The sequence below is a fragment of the Microbacterium sp. NPDC055665 genome, from assembly GCF_053618035.1.
The window spans coordinates 96662-118068 of sequence record NZ_JBSHGY010000002.1 but is presented as its reverse complement, the minus strand read 5'-3'; the positions used below and the strand labels follow the sequence as shown (position 1 = coordinate 118068).

The following is a 21407-nucleotide window of genomic DNA, read 5'->3' as shown; positions in this document are numbered from 1 at the left end:
CGGGTGCGGGTGCGGGTGCGGGGCGGGGGTGCTCGAGAGGCGAAGGACGATACTGGACACGACAGCGACACGACACGGCACGGCACGACACGACACGACAGCGACACGAAGGCAGGCGAGATGACCGAGTACGAGACGATCCTGGTCGAGCAGCGCGGACGGGTCGGGTGGATCACCCTGAACCGTCCCGAGGCGCTGAACGCGTTGAACAGTCGGCTTGCGGAAGAGGTCACCGCCGCGGCGGTCGCGTTCGATGCGGACGAGGGCATCGGCGCGATCGTCGTCACCGGATCCGAGAAGGCGTTCGCCGCGGGTGCCGACATCAAGGAGATGGAGGGCATGTCCGCTGCGGAGATGCTCGAGACGGACCACTTCGGTGTCTGGCACGAGTTTGCCGCGGTGCGCACTCCGGTCATCGCGGCCGTCTCCGGGTTCGCGCTCGGTGGTGGGTGCGAGCTCGCGATGATGTGCGACATCATCCTGGCCGCCGACAACGCCAAGTTCGGCCAGCCGGAGATCAACCTCGGCGTCATCCCCGGCATGGGCGGCACGCAGCGCCTGATCCGCGCGGTCGGCTACTACAAGGCGGCCGAGCTGGTGCTCTCGGGGCGGTTCATGGGTGCGGAGGAGGCGGAGCGCGCAGGGCTCGTCTCCCGGGTCGTGCCGGCATCCGATCTTCCGGCCGAAGCCGAGAAACTCGCCGAGACCATCGCCTCGAAGTCCCTGCCGTCGGTGTACGCCGCGAAGGCCGCACTCGACGCCGCGATGGAGACGACTCTGGCCGACGGGCTCGCGCACGAGAAGCAGGCGTTCGCCGCGCTGTTCGACACCGCAGATCAAAAGGAGGGCATGTCGGCCTTCCGGGAGAAGCGGTCGCCCGACTTCCAGAACTGCTGACCGCCCGTGCACAACTCCTCAGAAAAGTCGTCGGGCCGGCCTCCGCGCTGCCTCGGCGCTCACGTCGGGAGGGTTTCTGCGGAGTCGTGCACGGCCTCAGTCGCGGAGGGCGTCGACGATCTTCGCGATGCGTCGCTCACGGGTCGCATCCTGCTTCGCCTCGGCGACGGAGCGGGCGTGCTCCTTGCGGACAGAGTAGGACAGGGCGTCGAAGGCGGCGCGCACAGCGGGGTCAGCATCCAACGCGGCGGCGAGCTCGGCCGGAACGTCGACCGTGCGCTCGGCGGAATCCACGCGGATCACGGCATCGATCTCCTGGCCGATCTCGAGCCCGAGGTCCGTGCGCGCGGCCTTGCTGAAGCCGATCATGTTCTCGCTGCCCATGCGGGCCACACGCAGTCGGGCCGTGCGGCCGCCGATCGTCACGGCGACGGGGAACGCCTTTCCCGCCCCGAAGGACGCGACCTCCTCATCGCTGAGCAGGATCGCCGCGGCGGGGCCACGGCCGGTGAGGACGGTGTGCAGGCGCAGTTCGCTCATGCCGAAAGAGTACGCCCGGCGCTCCCGAATTCCGCGAGCACGAACCGCGCCATGTCAGAGGGCGTCGGGCTGCGGGCGCGGATCCGCGAAGTCGCCGGCGTCCTTGCGGAGGCGGGCGACGATCGCGACGAGCTCGGCGGCATCGTCGTGGCTCATGCCGGGGTCGGCGAAGACCTCGGAATTCAGCGCCTGGGTGGCGCGCTCGACCAGCTCTCGACCGGCATCCGTGAGTGCGAGGAGCGCCGCGCGTCCGTCGTGCGGGTGCGGCTCCCGCGCGATGAGCCCATCGCGGACCAGGCGTTCCGCCGTGCTGGTCACCGTGGTCGGATGCACCTGGAGGCGGGCGACGACGCTCGACAGGGGGAGTCGCCCCGAGCGGCTGAAAGCCAGCAGGCGCAGCACCTCGAACCGGGCGAAGCTGAGGGCGAACGGCTTGAGAGCGGCATCGACCCGGGCGAGCAGCAGCTGCTGGGCCCGCATGACCGAGGTGACCAGGGCCATGCCGTCGGCGGCATCCGTCCATCCGTGCGCGAGCCACTGCCGCTTGGCTTCGGCAAGCGGATCGATGGGGAGCGGACGAGGTCGAGCCATTTCTCTACGGTACTGGCGCGAGGGCGAGGCGCGGCGACGGCGCGCGACGCACCCGTCGCGGGCTTCGTTGAGTCTCGGTCGCAGGTGAGCTGGAACTCAGTATCGCCGTCTAGAATTGCAGCAGTCGTGAGGAGCATTCGATGAAGATCTTCGTCCTGGTCAAAGAGGTGCCGGACACCTATGGCGATCGCAAGCTGAATCTCGAGACAGGGCTCGCCGATCGTGCGGCGGGTGATGTCGTCCTCGATGAGATCACGGAGCGGGCACTCGAAGTCGCGCTCAGCTACGCCGACAAGAACGACGGGACCGAGGTGGTGGCCATCTCTATGGCGCCGGAGGGCTCGACCGCCTCGGTGCGCCGGGCGCTCGCGATCGGTGCCGCATCGGCCGTGCACATCGCCGACGAGCAGCTGGCCGGCGCCGACCTCGGTCTCACCGCCGAAGTGCTCGCCGCTGCAATCCGCCGCGGCGCGCCCGACCTCGTGATCACCGGCAACCTCTCGACCGACGGCTCCGGTGGTGTCATCCCGGCGATGCTCGCGGAGCACCTCGGGTTCGCCCAGGCCACCGCGCTCAGCTCCGTCGAGATCACGGCCTCCGAGGTCTCCGGTACCCGCGCCGCCGACGCCGGTGGACAGCCGGTCTCGGCCCCGCTGCCCGCGGTGATCTCGATCACGGAGGCGCTCCCCGATGCGCGCTTCCCCAACTTCAAGGGCATCATGGCGGCGAAGAAGAAGCCTCTCGAGGTGCTCTCGCTCGCCGACCTCGACGTCTCGGCCGATCCGTCGGCGGCACCTCGGACGATCATGACCGCCGTGTCCGAGAAGCCCCCGCGGGCCGCCGGCGTGAGGATCACCGATGAAGGCGACGCAGCCGACAAGCTCGTCGAGTACCTCGTGCAGAACAGGCTGGTGTGAGATGACGTACCCCGAGAACCCGATCCTCGTCCTCGTCGACGTCGACCCGTCCGGCAACGCCGCGAGCAGCACGGCCGGACTCCTCGGCGCGGCCTCGCAGGTCGGCGCACCGATCGCGCTGATCGTCGGCGGAAGCCAGGCTGCGGTCGACCAGGCCGCAGCGGCCGGCGCGAGCGTCGTGCTGACCGCCGACGGCGACCCGTCGTCGCTCACGGTTCCGATCGTCGACGCCCTCGAGGCCGCAGCCGCACAGGTGCGCCCCGACGCCGTGCTCATCTCGAACTCGATCACCGGGCGCGACGTAGCCGGTCGCTTCGCCGTGCGCACGAAGAGCGCCCTGTCGGTGGATGCCGTCGGCCTCTCCCGTGACGATGAAGGCATCGTCGCCCATCACTCGGTCTACGGCGGGGCCTACCTCGTCGACTCCGCGCCCACGTTCGGCACGCCCGTGATCACGGTGCGACAGGGGGCCGTGGATGCCCGTGCCGAGGCGGTGGCCTCGCCCCAGGTCGAAGCGCTCGCCGTCACGGCATCGGGTGCGGTCGCGGCGACCGCCGGTCCGGTGGAGGCGGTCGAGGTCGCCTCTTCCCGCCCCGAGCTCCGCGGGGCCACGCGAGTCGTCTCCGGTGGACGCGGTCTCGCGTCGAAGGAGAAGTTCGTGCTCGTCGAAGAGCTCGCCGATGCGCTCGGTGCCGCCGTCGGAGCGTCACGGGCCGCCGTTGATGCCGGATACATCCCGCAGTCGCATCAGGTCGGTCAGACCGGCGTCTCGGTGTCGCCGCAGCTGTATGTCGCCCTCGGCATATCGGGAGCGATCCAGCACCGCGCGGGCATGCAGACCTCCAAGAACATCGTCGCGATCAACAAGGACCCGGAAGCACCGATCTTCGACGTCGCCGATTTCGGCATCGTCGGCGACGTGTTCGCGGTGGTCCCGAAGGTGATCGCCGCGCTCGAGGCGCGGAAGAAGTAGCCATGGCGACGCGGATGCTGCGACGCGGTCTGCCGCGTGTGCCGGGCGGGGAGCCGTGGCCGCCGGCCGATGCTGTGGTGTCGGAAGACACGGTGTCGGATGCGGTGGTGTCGGAAGACACGTTGTCGGATGCGGTGGTGTCGGATGCTGCGAAAGCGTCTGTGGCTCCGGTCGCGCCCGCCGTCACCGATCCGGTCGCCGCGACGGTGACCGCGGATGCTGTCGCCGAGGCGAAGGGAGTCGCGGCGCCTGTCGCCTTGGCTCCTGCGGCCGCGGTCGGCGCGGTGGCGAGCGGTGAGTCGCACATCCGTCGTGGGTTGCCGCGTGTGCCCGGTGGAGAGCCGTGGCCCCCGGCTGCTGGTGCTCCCGTGCCGGCGACGGCCACTGCGGCCCCGCAGGTGACGCCTGTCGTCCCCGCGTCGGCCGCGGCGACGACCCCAGCGGCGACGATCGCCGAGGGTGCTGCTGCCGCGACTGCTGCCGCCGGCGCCGACCCCGCTGCCGGTGCGGCCGGCCCGCACGGGGCTCCTGCCGCGGAAGCGCAAGCCGCGTCTGCCGGCGGTGTCCGTCGCGGCCTGCCGCGCGTCGTCGGCGGCGATCCGTGGCCGCCCGCAGACACCGTGCCGACCGCGGCAGCGACGAGTCCTGCCGCCTCCGTCGCGGTCGAGAGCGCGGCCGCAGCCACGCCCGTCCAGCCCGCTGTCGCCCAGTCCGCTGTCGGCGAGTCGCCCACAGCTTCGGCCGCCCCGGAGCCCGCCGCCGCGCCTGGCGCCGGCTCCGCCCCGGCCGCCGGCTCCGCCGTGGTCGTCCCGGTGCTCGCCGACCTCGACACCCCGCTGCCCTGGACGCGCACCGTCTGGAACGGTCGCGCCCCGCGACGCGTCACCGAGGCTCCGGCATCCGTCCCGGCACCCGGTCGCCCGCGTCCGACCTGGCCGCAGGCCATCGCCGTGCTGTTCGGCGCCGCGGCGCTCGGGGTGCTGGCGGGCGCCGCCATCGCCTTCGTGCGAGCGCTACTCAGCTTCCCGTTCATGCAGGACTTCCTCGCGGCGTTCCCCGGTGAGTACGAACCGGCCATCGCGGTGGAGCCAGGCTTCGCGCCGTGGGCCAACTGGGCGCACTTCTTCAACATGTTCCTGATCGTGCTGATCATCCGCTCGGGCCTGCAGGTGCGCACCGAGAAGCGGCCGACCGTGTTCTGGACGCCTCGGGGGAACGCGAAGGGCAAGATCAGCCTGAACCTCTGGTTCCACCAGGCGCTCGACATCCTGTGGCTGGTGAACGGCGTGGCCTTCGTCGTGCTGCTGTTCGTCACGGGGCACTGGGTGCGCATCGTGCCGACGAGCTGGGAGGTGTTCCCGAACGCGCTGTCGGCGGCGCTGCAGTACGTCTCGTTCGACTGGCCGCACGAGAACGGCTGGAACAACTACAACAGCCTGCAGCAGCTCGCCTACTTCGCGACGGTGTTCCTCGCCGCGCCGCTCGCCGCGGTGACCGGGTTCCGCATGTCGGGCCTGTGGCCGAAGAAGGCCGAGAAGCTCTCGAAGGCGTACCCGGTGGAGTGGGCGCGTGCGCTGCACTTCCCGGTCATGCTCTACTTCGTGGCGTTCATTATCGCCCATGTCGCGCTCGTGATGCTGACCGGGTTCCTGCGCAACCTGAACCACATGTTCGCGTCGCAGGACGCGGTCACCTGGACCGGGTTCTGGGTGTTCATCCTCTCGCTCGTGGTGATCGCCCTCGCCTGGGTGGCCGCCCGACCGCTCGTGCTGGCGCCGATCGCGAAGGTGTTCGGCAAGGTCTCGGGGCGCTGACATGGTGGATGAGACCGCACGGATCCAGGACTACTGGCGCGACGCGAGGATCGCGATGCCGGAGCTGCCGGAGAGGCTGCCCGAGGCCTGGGCGTTCGGTGCCACGCCGGAGCACGCCGACGAGCTTCTGGAGGTGGTGCTCGCCGGGACCAAGGTGGGCACTGCCTCGTCGCTGTGGGACTACGAGCAGAGCGGAGACCCGCTGCCGGTCGTCGGAGAGCTGAGCATCATCCTCGACGGAGCCGGCGCGCCGCGGGCGGTGATCGAGACCACCGCCATCGACATCGTGCCCTTCGACGAGGTCGACGAGGCGCACGCATTCGCCGAGGGCGAGGGTGATCGCACCCTCGCGCAGTGGCGTGAGGTGCACGAGCGGTACTGGCGTCGGCACTCCGAGAACCCGCGCGGTTACGCTCCGGACATGCCGGTGATCTGCGAGCGCTTCCGGCTGCTGCTCCCGGCCGCCCCCGCTACTGCTCCTCGGCCTGGAAGTTGATCTTGTCAGTCTGCGAGCCGCCGTCATGGATCAGTGTCAGGAGCAGCTGCGTCTCCCACGCGGCCGCCACGTAGTAGCCGCTCACGCCGGCCGCCACGGTTGCGGAGCTCTGGGGCGGGATGGTGATGGCGCCGGTGAGCGGACCGCTGAGCGAATCGAGCGTCGGTGTCACCTCGATCGACCAGGTCAGCGTCAGCGGCGTCGTCCCGGTGTTCTCGATCACCGCCCCCGGCCAGGTGAACGTCGCGCCGACGACGCTCGCCGGTGCCATGTCCACGGTGAACTCCGCCCGGCGCGATGCGGCGGCGAGCGGTGTGGCGACCGCCGCTGCGATCACCGGCACGGACCATGCCGCGGCGCGCACCAGCGTGCGTCGCGTGACTTCGGTCGATGTCCCCTGCTGTTCCAAGCGATTCCCCCAACGTCTATGACCTTTGGCCATAGTTCCCATGACTTAAGGCTAGTCGAAGACTTGTGCGTGCGATGATCGGCGCACGCATCGAGATGGCGGCGGCGCACCCCACGAAAGGAAGAACATGGCAGAGGCATACATCGTCGACGCGGTCCGCTCGCCCGTCGGCAGGCGCGGCGGCGCCCTCTCGGGTATCCATCCGGCCGACCTCGGCGCGCACAGTCTGACCGCACTCGTCGCGCGCACGGGCATCGATCCCGGCGCCGTCGACGACGTGATCCTCGGGGCGATCGACGCGATCGGGGGACAGGCGGGGAACGTGGCCCGCACCGCTCTGCTCGTGGCCGGATTCGCCGAGCACGTGCCAGGGGTGACGATCGATCGACAGTGCGGGTCGAGTCAGCAGGCTGTGCACTTCGCGGCGCAGGCGGTGATGAGCGGCACGAGCGACCTGGTCGTCGCCGGCGGGCTGCAGAACATGTCGCAGGTGCCGCTCACCGCGGCGGCGACCGTGGGGGAGGCGTACGGCTTCACGACTCCGTACGCGGAATCACCCGGCTGGCGCGCGCGCTACGGAGACCAGGAGATCTCGCAGTTCCGCGGCGCCGAGCTGATCGCCGAGAGGTGGGACATCACCCGCGAGGAGATGGAGCAGTTCGCGCTGGAGAGCCATCGCCGCGCGGCACGCGCGCAGGACGAGGGCCGCTTCACGAACGAGATCGCACCGCTGAACGGCCTCGACCACGACGAGGGCGTGCGCCGTGACACATCGCTCGAACGGATGGCGGGCCTTGCGGCCCTCGCCCCGAACGGTCGGATCACCGCGGCGGTCGCTTCGCAGATCAGCGACGCGTCCAGTGCCGTGCTCATCGCGAGCGAGCGCGCGGTGAAGGAACACGGACTCACTCCGCGCGCCCGCATCCATCACCTGTCCGTGCGCGGCGACGACCCGGTGCTCATGCTCACCGCGCCGATCCCCGCGACGCGGCATGCGCTGGAGCGCACGGGCCTGCGCCCGGAGGACATCGACCTCTTCGAGGTGAACGAGGCCTTCGCCTCGGTGGTGCTGGCCTGGATGCAGGAGACCGGGGTGCCGCACGAGAAGGTCAACGTCAACGGCGGCGGCATCGCTCTGGGGCATCCGATCGGCGCGACCGGCACGCGCATCCTGTCGACCCTGCTCAACGAGCTGGAACGCACGGGCGGGCGCTACGGCCTGCAGACCATGTGCGAGGGCGGCGGCGTCGCGAACGTCACCATCATCGAGCGTCTCTGACCGTTCCCCGAAACGAGAGCGGGCCGCCTCCCCGAAGGGAAGCGGCCCGACTCAGTCGAAGAGTGGATCAGGGGCGGACGAAGCGGACCTCGGTCAGCGTCTCGCCGAGGAACGGCTCGGTGTGCGTCGCGCCGTCGAGCCGGAAACCGTTGCGCGTGTAGAAGCGGTGCGCGCGGGGGTTGTCCTCGGCGACCCACAGGTACAGCGGCTCGTCGGTCTCGACGGCGGCATCGAACAGCTTCTGGCCGATGCCGGTGGAGTGGTACGCGTCGAGCAGGTAGATGAAGTACAGCTCGCGGAACGCCGGAGCATCCTTGTCGCGGGCGGGACCGGAGCCGACGAATCCGACGATCTCGCCGTCGACGAGCGCGGCGTTCATCTTGAACTCGGGGCCCTGCGAGGCCCAGTGCGTCCACAGCTCGGCCATGCGGCGGGGCGAGACCTTCTCGAGCGCAGCCTTGCTGATCAGGTGGTCGTAGGTCTCGTGCCAGCACTGCGCGTGCACGCGACCGAGGGCTTCCGCATCCACATCACGGACCGGACGGACGATGACTTCAGGCTGGGCTTCGGCGCTCATGATCGTGACTCTACGCGCGGCATCCGCGAAGCGGAAATCGGGTGGATGTTCGATGACACTCGACGGGCCGGCCTGGAGGGTTCGTACAACGATGTTCGCGGATCGTGCACGCCTGGCTACGATCGTTCCTCGTGAACGTGATCTGGCGGACCCTCCTGGTGATCCTCGGCGCCCGGCGCCGCGTGCGGCGGGGGAAGACCCTCGACCCGACGGCGGTGGGCAGCATCACCATCACCACTCTGCCGACCGACCTCGACATCCTGCGCCACATGAACAACGGCCGCTACCTGTCGCTGTTCGACCTCGGACGCTGGGACCAGCTCATCCGCACCGGGCTGTTCGACGCCATGAAGGATCGCGGCTGGTACGCGGTCGTCTCCAGCGAGACGATCACGTTCCGCAAGTCGCTGCAGCTGTGGCAGCGGTTCGAGGTGCAGTCGCGGTTCATCGGCCACGACGAGAAGGCGCTGTTCCTCGAGCACCGCGCCGTCGTCGACGGCGAGGTCTACGCGCGGGCGATCGTGCGGGCGCGGATGCTGCGCCGCACCGGCGGCACGGTCAGCAACGAAGAGCTGTTCGCCGCGGTGGGCAAGCCCGAGGGTGTGCCGGAGATCGATGCGTGGGTGCACGACTGGGCCGCGGCATCCGCGCTCCCGCCCGTGCGGGTGAAGGCGCCGAGCGTCTGGGGCTGACCTCGTCCTCAGCGCCGCGCACGAGCAGCGATATATTGACCGTGTGCTGGCGATCCTGAAGACCACCGGGCGCGTGCTGTGGAGACACTGGCCCGCGCTCATGGCGTGGTATCTCGCCGGCGTGCTGGTGCACTACGTGATCACCGAGATCGCCGGGTTCATCGGCGCCTACTCCGCCACCCTCGGGTTCCTCGTCCTGCCGATCGGGATCCTCGCGCGGTTGATCAGCCTGGTCGCGATGTTCCTGGTCCTGCGCGACGGGTTGCGCAACCTGCAGGACGTCGCGCCGCTGCCCGAGGCGGCCGCGGACCGCCGCGGCACCTTCCTCTCGGCGCTGCTCGCCGGCATCCTCCCCTTCTTCGCGGTCTACTGGGCGCAGGGGCTGCTCGGCGAAGACGTGCGGGCGTACTCGATGCGCGCTCTCGAGGTGCGGCAGGGCATCATCGCGTGGGCGGCCGTCAACGGCGACGATCCGGTGAGCTCGGTCGACACCGTGCTCAACCTGCCGATCAACGTGTGGACCATCTCGATCATCGTGCTCGCGTTCGCCGGCCGCTGGGCGTGGTCGAAGTGGTCGGCGACGCTCGCGAAGTGGCTGTCGCCGGTCGCGGTCTACTTCGAGGTCGTCTGGGTCTTCTTCTCGGTGATGGTGCTCGGCGACATCTTCGACACGATCAAGGCGTGGGTCGACAGCCGTGCGGCCATGGCCTTCCTCGAGACGGTCAGAGAGCAGATCCTGGATGCCGTCGCCCCGCTGCGCTGGCTCTGGGAAGGGATCGGCTGGCTGCTCTCCGAGGCGGGGCCGGTGCTCCTCGCTCCGCTGGCGTGGCTCACCATCGCGGGTGTGGTGTTCGGCCAGGCGATCGTGGCCGAGAAGCTGCGGGTGGAGAGCGAGCTGATCGCCCGGGTGCGTGCCCATGCGGCCGTCATCCCCAACCCGCTCGTGCGCCGGCTCAAGGACCTCGGCGAAGAGCTCGGTGCCCGCTTCCGCCCGATCGGACGCACGCTGCTGCTCATGTGGCGCGCGGGACCCCTGCTCGTCGGCTCCTACGCGCTGCTTTACGTGATCGTGAAAGCGCTCGAGTCCTATCTCGGCTTCGGCATCACTCGCCTGGTCGGCCCGCAGGACTACGTGTTCTGGTTGATCGCCGCGCCGCTCGTCTCGCTCGTGCCGCTGCTGCTCATGGAGCCGGTGCGCATCGCGGTGATCAGCGGTGCGTACGACGCCACCCTCGCGCGGCTGCGCAAGCGCCAGCAGGACCGCACGGACACGGCGGGCGTCTCGGCGGAGGAGGGCGAGATGCGCGCCGTCGCCGATGCCGCGGGCCTCCTGCCCTCGTCGGTGGATGCCGTCGCCGCCGCGATGGTCACCGCCCCCGCCAGGGACAGCGTCGAGGGTCAGGGCTCGAACTCGAACCTCACGAAGGAGCCGCCGGCGTCGTAGGGGTGCACGTCGACCCAGAACGGGCCCTCGACATCCTCGGGCACCACGAACGGCACGATCAGCTCGTACGCTCCGGCCTGATCGCTGACGCAGGTCTCCGGTTCATCCGCGCTCCATTCCAGCCCGATCTCCGCGCGGACGGGACTCCACTCGCGTCCCGTCGACTGCTCCACGAGGGTCGGCGTCTCGCACGCGACCCCTTCGGCACCCGCGTTCACGGGCACTCCGACCGCGATCAGGCGCGTGCCGTCGGGGACGTCGAGACCCGAGAGATCCTCGATCTCGCCGCCGCGCACCGGACCCCAGTCTGCTCCGGCGAGATCCGTCGTCTCGTCTTCGGCGACCACCACGGGCGTGACCGCGCGGGAGCCGAATCCGAAGTACTGGTACCACTCCTGCCACCCGACCGCGATGGCGGTCGCCGGCAGGAGGAGGACGAGCGCGACCAGCGCCAGCGCGTTGCGACGCCACCAGGACGGCGGCTTCGCCGGAGCATCCGTCGTCGCCGGGTCTTCGCGAGGCGCGGGCGGGACGGGTGGGAGCGGGATCGTCATCGGGCCCATCCGTTCTCATCGAGGAGCACCTCGGCTTCGACGGGCAGCGCGGCGAGGTCGATCGGCAGGTCGATCACGGCATCGCGCACCACCTCGCCGATCCCGGCCCCCGGCATGCCCAGACGGAGCGTCGCCCGATCGCCGGTCACGTCGTCGGGCAGCTCGAACGCGAGGCTCCCGGAGCGGGGGACGCCGGTGACCAGCCGCTCGGCGGCGAACGTCGTGCCGCGATCGGTCGCGCTGAACGTGCGGTCGCCGATCGTGAGCTCCGCGAGTCTGGACGAGCTCAGATCCTGAGTGACGCCGGTGGCGGCCTCGAGGTCGACGACGAGCCAGGTGCCGTCGGCCGACCAGCCTTTCGCATCCGTGACCCGGTCGGCGAGGCGCACGTCGGTCACGGTCGCGACGAGGTTGCGCGTGGAGGCCTCCTCGCCGATCTTCGCGACCGTGGGGAACGGGGCGTTCGGGGCGTCGTCCGGAAGCGTCGCCTTCGAGACGCCCCACGAGCAGACGAGCAGCGCGACGGTGGCGAGCCAGATGAGGACGTGCTTCTTCACGGGAGCGTCACCTCGTCGATGGTCGCCGGCAGGGTCGCTCCGACGCGGACGTCCTGCCAGTAGTCGCCGCGCATCACGCTCTGCCCGACGTAGTGGTCGGAGTCGGGGAGGGTGAGGGTGATCTCGTCGCCGTCGTGGAAGTCGTCGGGCCCGACGATCCAGGTGAGCAGCATGCGGGCGGGGACGTCGGGCTGCAACCGGGGTGCGCGCTTGCCGTCGTCGGCACGGAGGACGTCGCCCTTTGCGTCGAGCCCCTCGATGCGGATGCCGTCGAGGACCGGGGATTGCGGGCCGTTCGCCGTCGACGGTCGCGGCTTGTCGAACGTGTTGACAACGTCGACCGTGACGACCAGGATCCGCTCGCCTTTCTCCTCGTCCGGGAAGACCAGGGTTTGGCCGCTCTCAGCGCTCAGCTCGTCGCGCAGCTCCACACCGACGACGGTCATCTCCAGTTCCGAGCCCGTGAAGGTCTCGCCGACCTCGACGACCGGGGTGGGATCGACGGCCGCGGCCTCCAGCCCGCCGAACACCGCGGTGGTCGCCAGCAGCACGGCTCCGGCGCCGGTGATGAGCCACGAGGTCGGGATGAGGTCGATGCTGCGTCGAGCCCAACCGAGGATCTTCGCCCGCGCGCTCGCGTTCGCCGCGGTGACGGCCGGATCCTGCCCCTGGGCGGGGCTCTCCGGCGGCGTCGTGGTCACGGCAACAGCTTAGGACCGTGCGCGCGCCGGATCGCTCCTCCGCTTTCCACAAGAACGACACATCTTTCTGCGTCATGCAGGCGCAGGAGAGAGGTTTCCGGCGCGCGCCTCAGTACTCTGAGCGGGAAGTCAGGGGCAGAGACGCCCCGGTGATCCCGTCGACGCAGACGGGCGGAGGAGGATGCAGTGGCAGTCATCGGCATCGTGCGGGAGCCTGCGGGCGAAGCACGGGTTTCGGCCACCCCGGCGACGATCGCGTCGCTCGGGAAGCTGGGTCACACGGTCAGGGTCGAGCGGGGAGCGGGCGCGGCCGCCTCTTACCCCGACACGGAGTACGCCGCGGCGGGGGCGACACTCGTCGACCGTGCGGGGGCCTGGGGGAGCGAAGTCGTCCTCGCCATCACGGCACCCGGCCCCGACGAGATCGCGCTCCTGTCCGACGGCGCGACCCTCATTGCGCTGCTCTCGCCCGCGCTCCGCCCCGACCTGGTGGAGTCGCTCGCCCAGCGCGGCATCACGGCGCTCGCGCTCGACGCCGTGCCCCGCATCTCGCGCGCGCAGTCGATGGACGTGCTCAGCTCGATGGCGAACATCGCCGGGTACCGCGCCGTCGTCGAGGCCGCGCACGAGTTCGGTCGCTTCTTCACGGGGCAGGTGACCGCCGCGGGCAAGGTGCCGCCGGCGAAGGTGCTGGTCGCGGGTGCCGGCGTCGCCGGGCTCGCAGCCATCGGCGCCGCCTCGAGTCTGGGCGCGATCGTCCGGGCCACCGATCCGCGCCCCGAGGTCGCCGACCAGGTCACCTCGATCGGCGGCACGTATCTTCCCGTCGACGTCGAGGTCGCCGCCTCCACCGACGGCTACGCCAAGGCGACCAGCGCGGACTACGACCGCCGGGCCGCCGAGATCTACACCGAGCAGGCCGCCGACGTCGACATCATCATCACGACCGCGCTCATCCCCGGGCGCGCGGCGCCTCGACTGATCACGGCATCCGATGTCGCGCAGATGAAGCCGGGCAGCGTGATCGTCGACATGGCTGCGGGTCAGGGCGGCAACGTCGAGGGCTCGGTCGCGGGCGAGCGGATCGTCACCGACAACGGCGTGATCATCCTCGGCTACACCGACCTCGCGTCGCGTCTGGCGGCCCAGGCCTCGCAGCTCTACGGCACGAACCTCGCCAACCTCATCGCCCTGCTGACCCCCGCGAAGGATGGACAGCTGGTGATCGACTTCGACGACGTCGTGCAGCGCTCGGTCACCGTCGTGCGCGACGGGGAGGTCACCTGGCCCCCGCCCGCCGTGCAGGTCGCGGCCGCCCCCGCGGCGAAGGCGGCGGAGGCACCGGTCGAGGTCGCGCCGCCGAAGAAGATGTCCACCGCGCGCCGCGTCGCCCTCATCGTGGTCGGCATCGCCGCACTGTTCGCCGTGAACGCGTTCGCGCCGGCTCCACTGCCGCAGCACTTCACGGTGCTCGTGCTCTCGGTCGTGATCGGCTTCTACGTGATCGGCAAGGTGCACCACGCGCTGCACACCCCGCTCATGTCGGTGACGAATGCGATCTCGGGGGTGATCGTCGTCGGGGCGATGCTGCAGATCACCTCGCCGCTGCCGGTCGTGCAGGTGCTCGCCGCGATCGCGGTGCTGCTGGCCTCCATCAACATCTTCGGAGGGTTCGCGGTCACCCGCCGGATGCTCGCGATGTTCACACTCGGGACATCAGCGAAGGGCGGCCGGAAGTGACCGTCGACGCGCTCGCCGGGGCGGCCTACATCGTCGCCGCCTTGTTGTTCATCCTCAGCCTCGCCGGCCTCAGCCGCCACGAGTCCGCCCGTGCCGGCGTGGTCTACGGCATCGCCGGCATGACCATCGCGCTGGTCGCGACGGTCGCCCTCACCGTGGCGGATGCGTGGAGCACCGGCGCGTTCCTCGGACTCGGGCTGCTCGTCGCCGCGGTGCTCATCGGCGCGGCCGTCGGCCTGTGGCGGGCGCGGCGGGTGGAGATGACGGGGATGCCGGAGCTCATCGCGCTCCTGCACAGCTTCGTCGGACTCGCGGCCGTGCTCGTGGGCTGGAACGGCTACCTCGCGCATCCGGAGATCGCCCCTCAGCTCGTCGGCATCCACGACGCCGAGGTCTTCATCGGCGTCTTCATCGGCGGGGTCACGTTCACCGGCTCGATCGTCGCCTACCTCAAGCTCTCGGCGAAGATGTCGTCGAAGCCGCTCATGCTCCCGGGCAAGAACGGGCTCAACATCGGGGCGCTCGTCGCCTTCGTGGCGTTGACCGTCTGGTTCGTGAACGACCAGCAGCTGTGGCTCCTGATCGCGGTCACCGTGCTCGCGTTCGCCCTGGGCTGGCACCTGGTCGCGTCGATCGGCGGCGGTGACATGCCGGTCGTCGTCTCGATGCTCAACAGCTATTCGGGGTGGGCGGCGGCTGCGGCCGGATTCCTCCTGAACAACGACCTGCTCATCGTCACGGGCGCGCTGGTCGGATCCTCGGGTGCGTACCTCTCCTACGTCATGTGCAAGGCCATGAACCGCTCGTTCCTCTCGGTGATCGCCGGCGGCTTCGGGATCGCGGCACCGACTGCCGACGACGCCGAGTACGGCGAGCACCGCGAGATCACCGCCGAGGGCGCGGCCGAGATGCTCGCCGCGGCGAGCAGCGTCGTGATCACCCCCGGCTACGGCATGGCGGTCGCTCAGGCCCAGTACCCCGTCGCCGACCTGGTCCACCGGCTGCGCGAGCGCGGCGTCGACGTGCGGTTCGGCATCCATCCGGTGGCGGGCCGTCTCCCCGGGCATATGAACGTGCTGTTGGCCGAGGCCAAAGTGCCGTATGACATCGTCCTGAGCATGGACGAGATCAACGACGACCTCGCGTCGACCTCGGTCGTGCTCGTGATCGGCGCGAACGACACCGTGAACCCGGCCGCCGCGGAAGACCCGGGCAGCCCGATCGCGGGGATGCCGGTGCTCAAGGTGTGGGAGGCCGAGAACGTCATCGTGTTCAAGCGCTCCATGGCCGCTGGGTACGCGGGCGTGCAGAATCCGCTGTTCTTCCGCGACAACGCGCAGATGCTGTTCGGCGACGCGAAGCAGCGGGTGGAGGACATCATCGCCGCGCTGTAGTTGTCCCCCCGTGCTCACCCTGTTCCGGTCGCAGTTGCTGTCGCTCCGCACGCCAGAAAGCGACAGGAAATGCGACCGGAACGGAACGAGCACGGGCGGCGCGGCGCGGAATCCGGCGCATCCAGACCTAGGGTGAAAGTCATGGCTGACATCCCGGCGGATGCCGTGGCATCCGCACCCCTCGCAGACCGTGCTGTCGAGCTTGCTCGGCGGTGGGCGATCGAGGCCGCCGCGATCGAACCCGACCCCGCTGCCGCCCGTCTCGCCGGAGTGCTGCAGGATGCGAACGGGCTGCCGTTCACGCTCGGCTTCGTCGACGGCGTCATGCGCCCGGAGAGCCTGGCGGCCGCCGCCTCGCAGCTGCATCGGATCGCGCCGATCGTGCCGGAGTTCCTGCCCTGGTACCTGCGCTCGGTGGTGCGTCTCGGGGGAGGGGTCGCCCCGATACTGCCGTCGCCGGTCGTGCCGATCGCGCGGAAGATGCTCCGCGACATGGTCGGGCACCTCGTGGTCGACGCACGCCCCGCCAAACTCGAAGCCGCCATCGCACGCATCAAGGCCACGGGCTCGCGCCTGAACCTCAACCTGCTGGGTGAGGCCGTGCTGGGGGAGGCCGAGGCGAAGCGCCGCCTCGACGGCATCCACGACCTGATCCGACGACCGGATGTCGACTACGTCTCGGTCGAGGTGTCGGCCATCGTCAGCCACCTGTCGATGTGGGCGTTCGACGAGATCGTCGACGAGGTGGTGGAGCGGCTGCTCCCGCTGTATCTGACGGCCGCGGCGGACGGCACCTTCATCAACCTCGACATGGAGGAGTATCGCGACCTCGACCTGACGATCGCGGTGTTCACGCGCATCCTCGAAGACCCTCGGCTCGCCGGGCTCGAGGCCGGGATCGTGCTGCAGGCGTACCTGCCCGACGCCCTGCCCGCCCTGCAGGAGCTGACCGCCTGGTCGCAGGACCGGGTCGCGCACGGCGGCGCCCGCATCAAGGTGCGCCTTGTCAAGGGCGCCAACCTCGCGATGGAGCAGGTCGAGGCGCGGATGCACGGCTGGACGCCCGCGACCTATGACACCAAGCTCGACACCGACGCGAACTATCTGCGCTGCCTGGACTGGGCTCTGCGCCCCGAGCATGCCGCCGCCGTGAAGCTCGGCGTCGCCGGACACAACCTGTTCGGCATCGCCTACGCCTGGCTGCTCGCCGGGGAGCGCGGCGTGCGCGAGGCCGTCGAGTTCGAGATGCTCCTGGGCATGGCGCAGGGGCAGGTGCAGGCCGTCTCGCGCGAGGTCGGCCCCGTGCTGCTCTACGTGCCCGTGGTGGCGCCAGCCGAGTTCGACGTCGCGATCAGCTATCTGGTGCGGCGGCTCGAGGAGAACGCCTCTCCGGACAACTTCCTCTCCGCCGCGTTCCGGCTCGGCGATGACGAGGCCCTGTTCGTGCGGGAACAGGATCGGTTCCTCGACGCACTCGACCGCTCGGACGATCCCACGCTGCGGACCGGACCGCGCCGCACGCAGGATCGGAGCGCGCCGGTGCACGAAGCGCTGCGTCCTTCGCCCGTGGCCCCGCTGCCGGAGACCGACCTCACCCAGGCCGTGCTCGGCATCTCGCGCGGCTCCGACGACGGCGGCGGTCGCGAGGCCTTCCTCGAGACGGCGGTGTACTCCGCCCGCGAGCTGGAGCAGGATGCCGGTGGTGCTCCGGGCTTTTCGAACACGGTCGACAGCGACCCGGCGCTGCCGGTGAACCGCGACTGGGCGCGCGGGGTGCGGGAGCGCATCGCCTCGTCCGACCTCGGTGCCGTCACGGTCGCGGCCGCGCGCGTCGAGGATGCGGAATCCCTCGAGCGGATCGTGCAGGGGGTCCGCGGTGCGGCTCCGGCCTGGGGCGCCCGCCCCGCCGCCGAACGGGCCGAGGTGCTGTTGCGCGCGGCGGCCGCGCTGGAGGCCCGACGGGGCGACCTGATCGAGGTCGCCGCCTCCGAGACCGGCAAGATCTTCGCCGAGGCCGACATCGAGGTGAGCGAGGCCGTCGACTTCGCCCGGTACTACGCGGCCACCGCGCGCGAGCTCGACGCGATCGCGGGTGCGGTGTTCGTGCCGGCATCCGTCACGGTCGTCGCGCCGCCGTGGAACTTCCCGCTCGCGATCCCGGCCGGCGGAGTGCTCGCCGCGCTCGCCGCAGGTTCGGGCGTCGTCTTCAAGCCCGCCCCGCAGGCGCGCCGCTGCGCCGCGGTGATCGCGGAGACGTTGTGGGAGGCGGGCATCCCCCGCGATCTGCTCGCGCTGGTCGACATCGAAGAGGGCGAGCTCGGCCGCGAGCTCATCACCCACGACGCGGTCGACCGCGTGATCCTCACCGGCGCATGGGACACCGCCGCGCTGTTCCGCTCCTGGCGACCCGACCTGCCGCTGCTCGCCGAGACCAGCGGCAAGAACGCGATGATCATCACCCCGTCGGCCGACCTCGACCTGGCCGTCGCCGACCTGGTGAAGAGCGCCTTCGGGCACGCCGGTCAGAAGTGCTCGGCCGCGTCTCTCGCGATCCTCGTCGGTCCGGTCGGTCGGTCGCCACGGTTCAAGCGTCAGCTCGCGGATGCCGTGCGCTCGCTGCACATCGGCCCGCCCACGGATCCGCTCGCCGAGGTCGGCCCGGTGATCGAGCCGCCGCAGGGCAAGCTCGCCTGGGCGCTGAGTGAGCTCGAGGGCGAGGAGCAGTGGCTGATCGAGCCCGCCCTCGACGCCGGAGACGACGGCAGCGGGCGGCTGTGGCGGCCCGGCATCCGTGTCGGCGTGCAGCCGGGGTCGCGCTTCCACACCGAGGAGTTCTTCGGGCCGGTGCTCGGGGTGATGCACGCGCCGACCCTCGAGAAGGCCGTCGAGTTGCAGAACGCCGTCGCCTACGGGCTCACCGCCGGGCTGCACACGCAGGATCCGGACGACCTCGCCTTCTGGCTCGACCGCGTGCAGGCGGGCAACCTCTACGTGAACCGCGGCATCACCGGGGCGATCGTGCAGCGGCAGCCGTTCGGCGGCTGGAAGCGCTCGGCCGTCGGTCCCGGCGCCAAAGCGGGTGGCCCGAACTACCTGATCGGGCTCGGTTCCTGGCGCTCGCAGCCGGGCGGACCGGCATCCAGCACGCTGCATCTGCGCGGGCTCGACTCCCGCATCACCGCGCTCATCGAGTCGGCGCAGTCGTCGCTGGAGTACGAGGCGTTCGAATGGCTGCGGCGCTCGGCGCTCTCGGATGCCCTGGCCTGGGACCGCGAGTTCGGGCAGGTGCGCGACGTCTCGCACCTCGGAGTGGAGCGGAACCTCTTCCGGTACCGCCCGGTGCCGGTCGAGATCCGGGCCACGGAAGATGCGGCGCTGCAGGATCTGCTGCGCGTGGTGATCGCGGGCGTGCGCTCGGGAGCGGACTTCGTGCTCTCGACGCCGGTCGGCCTGCCCGGCGACGTGCGCCGCGCGCTCGGCGACCTCGACGCCGCGGTCTTCCTCGAGACCGACGAGGAGTGGATGCAGCGGATGCTCCGCGCGGAGGATGCCGTGGAGGGCGTCGTCGCGTTGCCCGTGAGCGACCGGGTGCGACTGGTCGGCGGTCGCGCCGCGGTCGCCGCGCTGCACACGGCCCTGGCGACGGCATCCGGGGGCGATCCCGACCTCGCGGTGTACGACGGCGAGGTCACGGCGGCCGCCCGAATCGAGCTGCTGCCGTTCGTGCACGAGCAGTCGATCTCGATCACCGCGCACCGCTACGGCAACCTCGACCCCTGGAGCAGCGACGTGATCTGATGCCGGTCTGCCGCCCGCTGCCGCTTGCTGATGCTCCGGTCGCAGTTCCTGCCGCTTGCTGATGCTCCGGTCGCACTTCCTGCCGCCCGATTCACGTGGGTGCGGCAGGAACTGCGACCGGAGCGCGTCGGCGTGTAAAGAATTCTTGACACGGCCGCCACGCGGGCGTAGCGTGAGTGTCAAGAATCTTTTACATCGGAGGCATCATGGTCTACGAAGAACGCAACGCCTGGGCGGGACTCATCGTCAGCCCGATCGCGCTGATCGTCTACGTCGTGCTGGTGCTCCAGCAGGCCGGGGGAGCGCCGCTCACCACCGTCGACTGGTTCCCGCTCATGCTGTGGACCATCGTCGGAGGCATCGTCGCGACGATCGTCATCAGCATCGTCTGGGGCATCCTCGCCGGGATGAAGGACCCGGACGGCGCCGGCCGCTCCGACATCCGCGACCGTGACATCAGCCGCATGGGCGGGCGGGTCGAGCAGGCCTTCGTCGTGATCGCCGGGCTCGGGGTCATCGCGCTGTGCGCGGTCGGCGCCGACGTCTTCTGGATCGCGAACACCATGTACCTGGGCTTCGCGATCTCCGCGCTCGTCGGCGGCATCGCCCGCGTGATCGCCTACCGGCGGGGGCTCGTCTGATGGTGAAGCCGACCCTCGTCTCCAACAGCATCCGTGCACATCGCGAGCAGGCGGGCCTCACCCAGGCCGAGCTCGCCCGCACCGTCGGTGTGACCCGGCAGACGCTCATCGCCATCGAGCAGCAGAAGTACTCGCCCACGCTGGAGCTGGCGTTCCAGATCGCGCGGGCGTTCGGGGTCGGGCTCGACGACCTCTTCACCTACCCCGCCCCCGCATCCGGAGGAGCATCATGACAGAGACGATGAACGCCTGGCGACGCGAGACCTACGGCCCGTCGTCCGGGGTGAGTCTCGAGCAGGTCCCGGTGCCGGTGCCGCATCGCGGAGAAGTGCTCCTGAAGGTGCGGGCCACCTCCCTGAACGCGGGCGATGTGCGGCTGCTGCTCGGCGATCCGCTCCTCGTGCGCCCGGTCTTCGGTCTCACCCGACCGAAGCACCCGGTGCGCGGCATGGAGGTCGCCGGCACCGTCGTCGCGGTCGGGCCCGACGTCGTGAGCGCCGAGATCGGCGAAGACGTCGTGGGCGAGCTGGTCGGAGGCGGAGGACTCGCCGAGTACGTGCGGGTGCCCGCCTCCCGGCTCGTGCCGACCCCGCCCGACATCACGGCCGAGGCCGCGGCTTCCCTCCCGATCGCCGGCGGCACCGCGTGGCAGGCCCTCGACCTCGCCGGCGTCGGCCTGCGTGGAGGAGAGGCCCCGCGGGTGCTGATCATCGGCGCATCCGGCGGCGTCGGCACGTTCGCGGTGCAGCTCGCTGCGCTCCGTGGGGCCGAGGTGTGGGCCGCGTGCAGCGCCCGCAACGCGCCGCTGGTGGAGCGCCTGGGTGCCGTGCGCACGTTCGACCACCGCGAGTCGCCGCTGAGCGAGATCCCGGACGGCCGCTTCGACGCGATCGTGGACATCGCCGGGGGGATGCCGCTGCGCGAGCTGCAGCGCCTCGTCGGGCACGGCGGTCGGATCGTGCTGGTCACCGGCGACGGCGGGCACGTGCTGGGACCCGTCCCACGGATGCTGCGGGCTGCGGTGCTGTCGATCGGCTCGCGGCGCATCCGTCCCCTCGCCGCGACGCCGCGACCCGAGGTGCTGGCCAAGCTCCTCGAGCTCGTCGCCGACGGCCGCATCGTGCCCGTGATCGAGCGCGAGTACCCGTTCGCGGAAGCATCCGCCGCCCTCGCCCACCTCGAGGCCGGGCACACCGTCGGGAAGGTCGTCGTCCGCAGCTCGGGAGTGTGACGGCCTCGGATGGGGCGCGGCTCTGGCGGCGCACAGGGGGCGGGTGACACAATGGACTCCGGCGTGCCCGAGTCGCATCTTCCCCGTCGCCGGCTCTGAACGAGCAGCGGGTCGAAGGACCGCCGGGCCCCAGGACAGCGTCCGCCGCGCCCGTCCATTCGA

General features: G+C 70.6%; 21 protein-coding genes. 14 read left to right on the top strand and 7 right to left on the bottom strand.

Annotated features, from left to right (window positions below; all coding sequences use genetic code 11):
* Nucleotides 1-120: 120 nt before the first annotated feature.
* Nucleotides 121-897 carry an enoyl-CoA hydratase-related protein gene (locus ACWGO6_RS06225; RefSeq protein ID WP_452326195.1) on the top strand — a complete coding sequence of 259 codons (777 nt, stop codon included), beginning with the start codon at nt 121-123 and terminating at the stop codon, nt 895-897.
* Between the two features lie 96 nt (nt 898-993).
* On the opposite strand, the gene ACWGO6_RS06220 is transcribed toward ACWGO6_RS06225, so the two are convergent.
* On the bottom strand, nt 994-1437 hold the full coding sequence (locus tag ACWGO6_RS06220; protein ID WP_452326194.1) for a YdeI/OmpD-associated family protein: 444 nt from the start codon (nt 1435-1437) through the stop codon (nt 994-996).
* A 54-nt stretch (nt 1438-1491) separates the two neighbouring features.
* Nucleotides 1492-2028, bottom strand: coding sequence for a MarR family winged helix-turn-helix transcriptional regulator (locus ACWGO6_RS06215; RefSeq protein WP_136040610.1), 537 nt, complete (start codon nt 2026-2028; stop codon nt 1492-1494).
* 140 nt (nt 2029-2168) lie between these two features.
* On the opposite strand from ACWGO6_RS06215, the gene ACWGO6_RS06210 reads away from it, so the two are divergent.
* Genes ACWGO6_RS06210 through ACWGO6_RS06195 form a run of 4 tightly spaced genes read left to right on the top strand, consistent with a single transcriptional unit; the run spans nt 2169 to nt 6228 of the window.
* The gene (locus ACWGO6_RS06210) at nt 2169-2945 is read left to right on the top strand and encodes an electron transfer flavoprotein subunit beta/FixA family protein (RefSeq protein ID WP_452326193.1); all 777 of its coding nucleotides are present in this window, start codon (nt 2169-2171) and stop codon (nt 2943-2945) included.
* Nucleotide 2946: 1 nt separating this feature from the next.
* The gene (locus ACWGO6_RS06205; RefSeq protein WP_452326192.1) at nt 2947-3918 is read left to right on the top strand and encodes an electron transfer flavoprotein subunit alpha/FixB family protein; all 972 of its coding nucleotides are present in this window, start codon (nt 2947-2949) and stop codon (nt 3916-3918) included.
* Nucleotides 3919-3920: 2 nt separating this feature from the next.
* The gene (locus ACWGO6_RS06200; RefSeq protein WP_452326191.1) at nt 3921-5732 is read left to right on the top strand and encodes a cytochrome b/b6 domain-containing protein; all 1812 of its coding nucleotides are present in this window, start codon (nt 3921-3923) and stop codon (nt 5730-5732) included.
* Between the two features lies 1 nt (nt 5733).
* Entirely contained in the window at nt 5734-6228 is a 495-nt protein-coding gene (locus ACWGO6_RS06195) for an ASCH domain-containing protein (protein WP_452326190.1), read from the top strand.
* On the opposite strand, the gene ACWGO6_RS06190 is transcribed toward ACWGO6_RS06195, so the two are convergent.
* Nucleotides 6203-6637: a hypothetical protein gene (locus tag ACWGO6_RS06190; protein WP_136040605.1), complete on the bottom strand. Its 435-nt coding sequence runs from the start codon at nt 6635-6637 to the stop codon at nt 6203-6205. The genes ACWGO6_RS06195 and ACWGO6_RS06190 overlap by 26 nt on opposite strands.
* A 127-nt stretch (nt 6638-6764) precedes the next feature.
* Between ACWGO6_RS06190 and ACWGO6_RS06185 the strand changes: the two genes are divergently transcribed.
* Nucleotides 6765-7916: an acetyl-CoA C-acetyltransferase gene (locus ACWGO6_RS06185; RefSeq protein ID WP_452326189.1), complete on the top strand. Its 1152-nt coding sequence runs from the start codon at nt 6765-6767 to the stop codon at nt 7914-7916.
* 67 nt (nt 7917-7983) lie between these two features.
* Here ACWGO6_RS06185 and ACWGO6_RS06180 read toward each other — a convergent pair whose 3' ends face one another.
* Complete coding sequence (locus ACWGO6_RS06180; protein WP_168429446.1) at nt 7984-8493, bottom strand: GNAT family N-acetyltransferase; 510 nt, start codon at nt 8491-8493, stop codon at nt 7984-7986.
* Between the two features lie 131 nt (nt 8494-8624).
* Between ACWGO6_RS06180 and ACWGO6_RS06175 the strand changes: the two genes are divergently transcribed.
* Together ACWGO6_RS06175 and ACWGO6_RS06170 are read left to right on the top strand one after the other, a co-directional pair.
* Nucleotides 8625-9185, top strand: coding sequence for an acyl-CoA thioesterase (locus ACWGO6_RS06175; RefSeq protein ID WP_105723880.1), 561 nt, complete (start codon nt 8625-8627; stop codon nt 9183-9185).
* 43 nt (nt 9186-9228) lie between these two features.
* Nucleotides 9229-10629 (top strand): hypothetical protein, encoded by a 1401-nt coding sequence (locus ACWGO6_RS06170; RefSeq protein ID WP_452326188.1) that lies wholly within the window; start codon nt 9229-9231, stop codon nt 10627-10629.
* Here the strand turns inward: ACWGO6_RS06170 and ACWGO6_RS06165 are convergent.
* From ACWGO6_RS06165 to ACWGO6_RS06155, 3 genes are read right to left on the bottom strand one after another with little or no spacing between them, the layout of a single operon-like run.
* The gene (locus ACWGO6_RS06165; protein WP_136040600.1) at nt 10584-11183 is read right to left on the bottom strand and encodes a hypothetical protein; all 600 of its coding nucleotides are present in this window, start codon (nt 11181-11183) and stop codon (nt 10584-10586) included. The genes ACWGO6_RS06170 and ACWGO6_RS06165 overlap by 46 nt on opposite strands.
* Nucleotides 11180-11740, bottom strand: coding sequence for a DUF4352 domain-containing protein (locus tag ACWGO6_RS06160; RefSeq protein WP_136040599.1), 561 nt, complete (start codon nt 11738-11740; stop codon nt 11180-11182). Before ACWGO6_RS06160 ends, ACWGO6_RS06165 begins: the two co-directional genes overlap by 4 nt.
* The gene (locus ACWGO6_RS06155) at nt 11737-12441 is read right to left on the bottom strand and encodes a hypothetical protein (protein ID WP_136040598.1); all 705 of its coding nucleotides are present in this window, start codon (nt 12439-12441) and stop codon (nt 11737-11739) included. The genes ACWGO6_RS06160 and ACWGO6_RS06155 overlap by 4 nt, the downstream gene beginning before the upstream one ends.
* Nucleotides 12442-12627: 186 nt before the next feature.
* On the opposite strand from ACWGO6_RS06155, the gene ACWGO6_RS06150 reads away from it, so the two are divergent.
* The 6 genes from ACWGO6_RS06150 to ACWGO6_RS06125 all read left to right on the top strand — a co-directional run bounded on the left by ACWGO6_RS06150 (nt 12628) and on the right by ACWGO6_RS06125 (nt 21245).
* Complete coding sequence (locus ACWGO6_RS06150) at nt 12628-14181, top strand: Re/Si-specific NAD(P)(+) transhydrogenase subunit alpha (protein WP_136040597.1); 1554 nt, start codon at nt 12628-12630, stop codon at nt 14179-14181.
* On the top strand, nt 14178-15575 hold the full coding sequence (gene pntB / locus ACWGO6_RS06145) for a Re/Si-specific NAD(P)(+) transhydrogenase subunit beta (protein WP_136040596.1): 1398 nt from the start codon (nt 14178-14180) through the stop codon (nt 15573-15575). The genes ACWGO6_RS06150 and pntB overlap by 4 nt, the downstream gene beginning before the upstream one ends.
* Before the next feature lie 141 nt (nt 15576-15716).
* The gene (locus ACWGO6_RS06140) at nt 15717-19373 is read left to right on the top strand and encodes a proline dehydrogenase family protein (protein ID WP_452326187.1); all 3657 of its coding nucleotides are present in this window, start codon (nt 15717-15719) and stop codon (nt 19371-19373) included.
* A gap of 206 nt (nt 19374-19579) precedes the next feature.
* A complete protein-coding gene (locus tag ACWGO6_RS06135; protein WP_376101186.1) occupies nt 19580-20014 on the top strand; it encodes a hypothetical protein in 435 nt (144 codons plus the stop codon).
* Nucleotides 20014-20247 carry a helix-turn-helix transcriptional regulator gene (locus ACWGO6_RS06130; protein WP_136041309.1) on the top strand — a complete coding sequence of 78 codons (234 nt, stop codon included), beginning with the start codon at nt 20014-20016 and terminating at the stop codon, nt 20245-20247. Before ACWGO6_RS06135 ends, ACWGO6_RS06130 begins: the two co-directional genes overlap by 1 nt.
* Nucleotides 20244-21245 (top strand): NAD(P)-dependent alcohol dehydrogenase, encoded by a 1002-nt coding sequence (locus ACWGO6_RS06125; RefSeq protein ID WP_452326186.1) that lies wholly within the window; start codon nt 20244-20246, stop codon nt 21243-21245. Before ACWGO6_RS06130 ends, ACWGO6_RS06125 begins: the two co-directional genes overlap by 4 nt.
* The last annotated feature ends 162 nt before the right edge of the window (nt 21246-21407 follow it).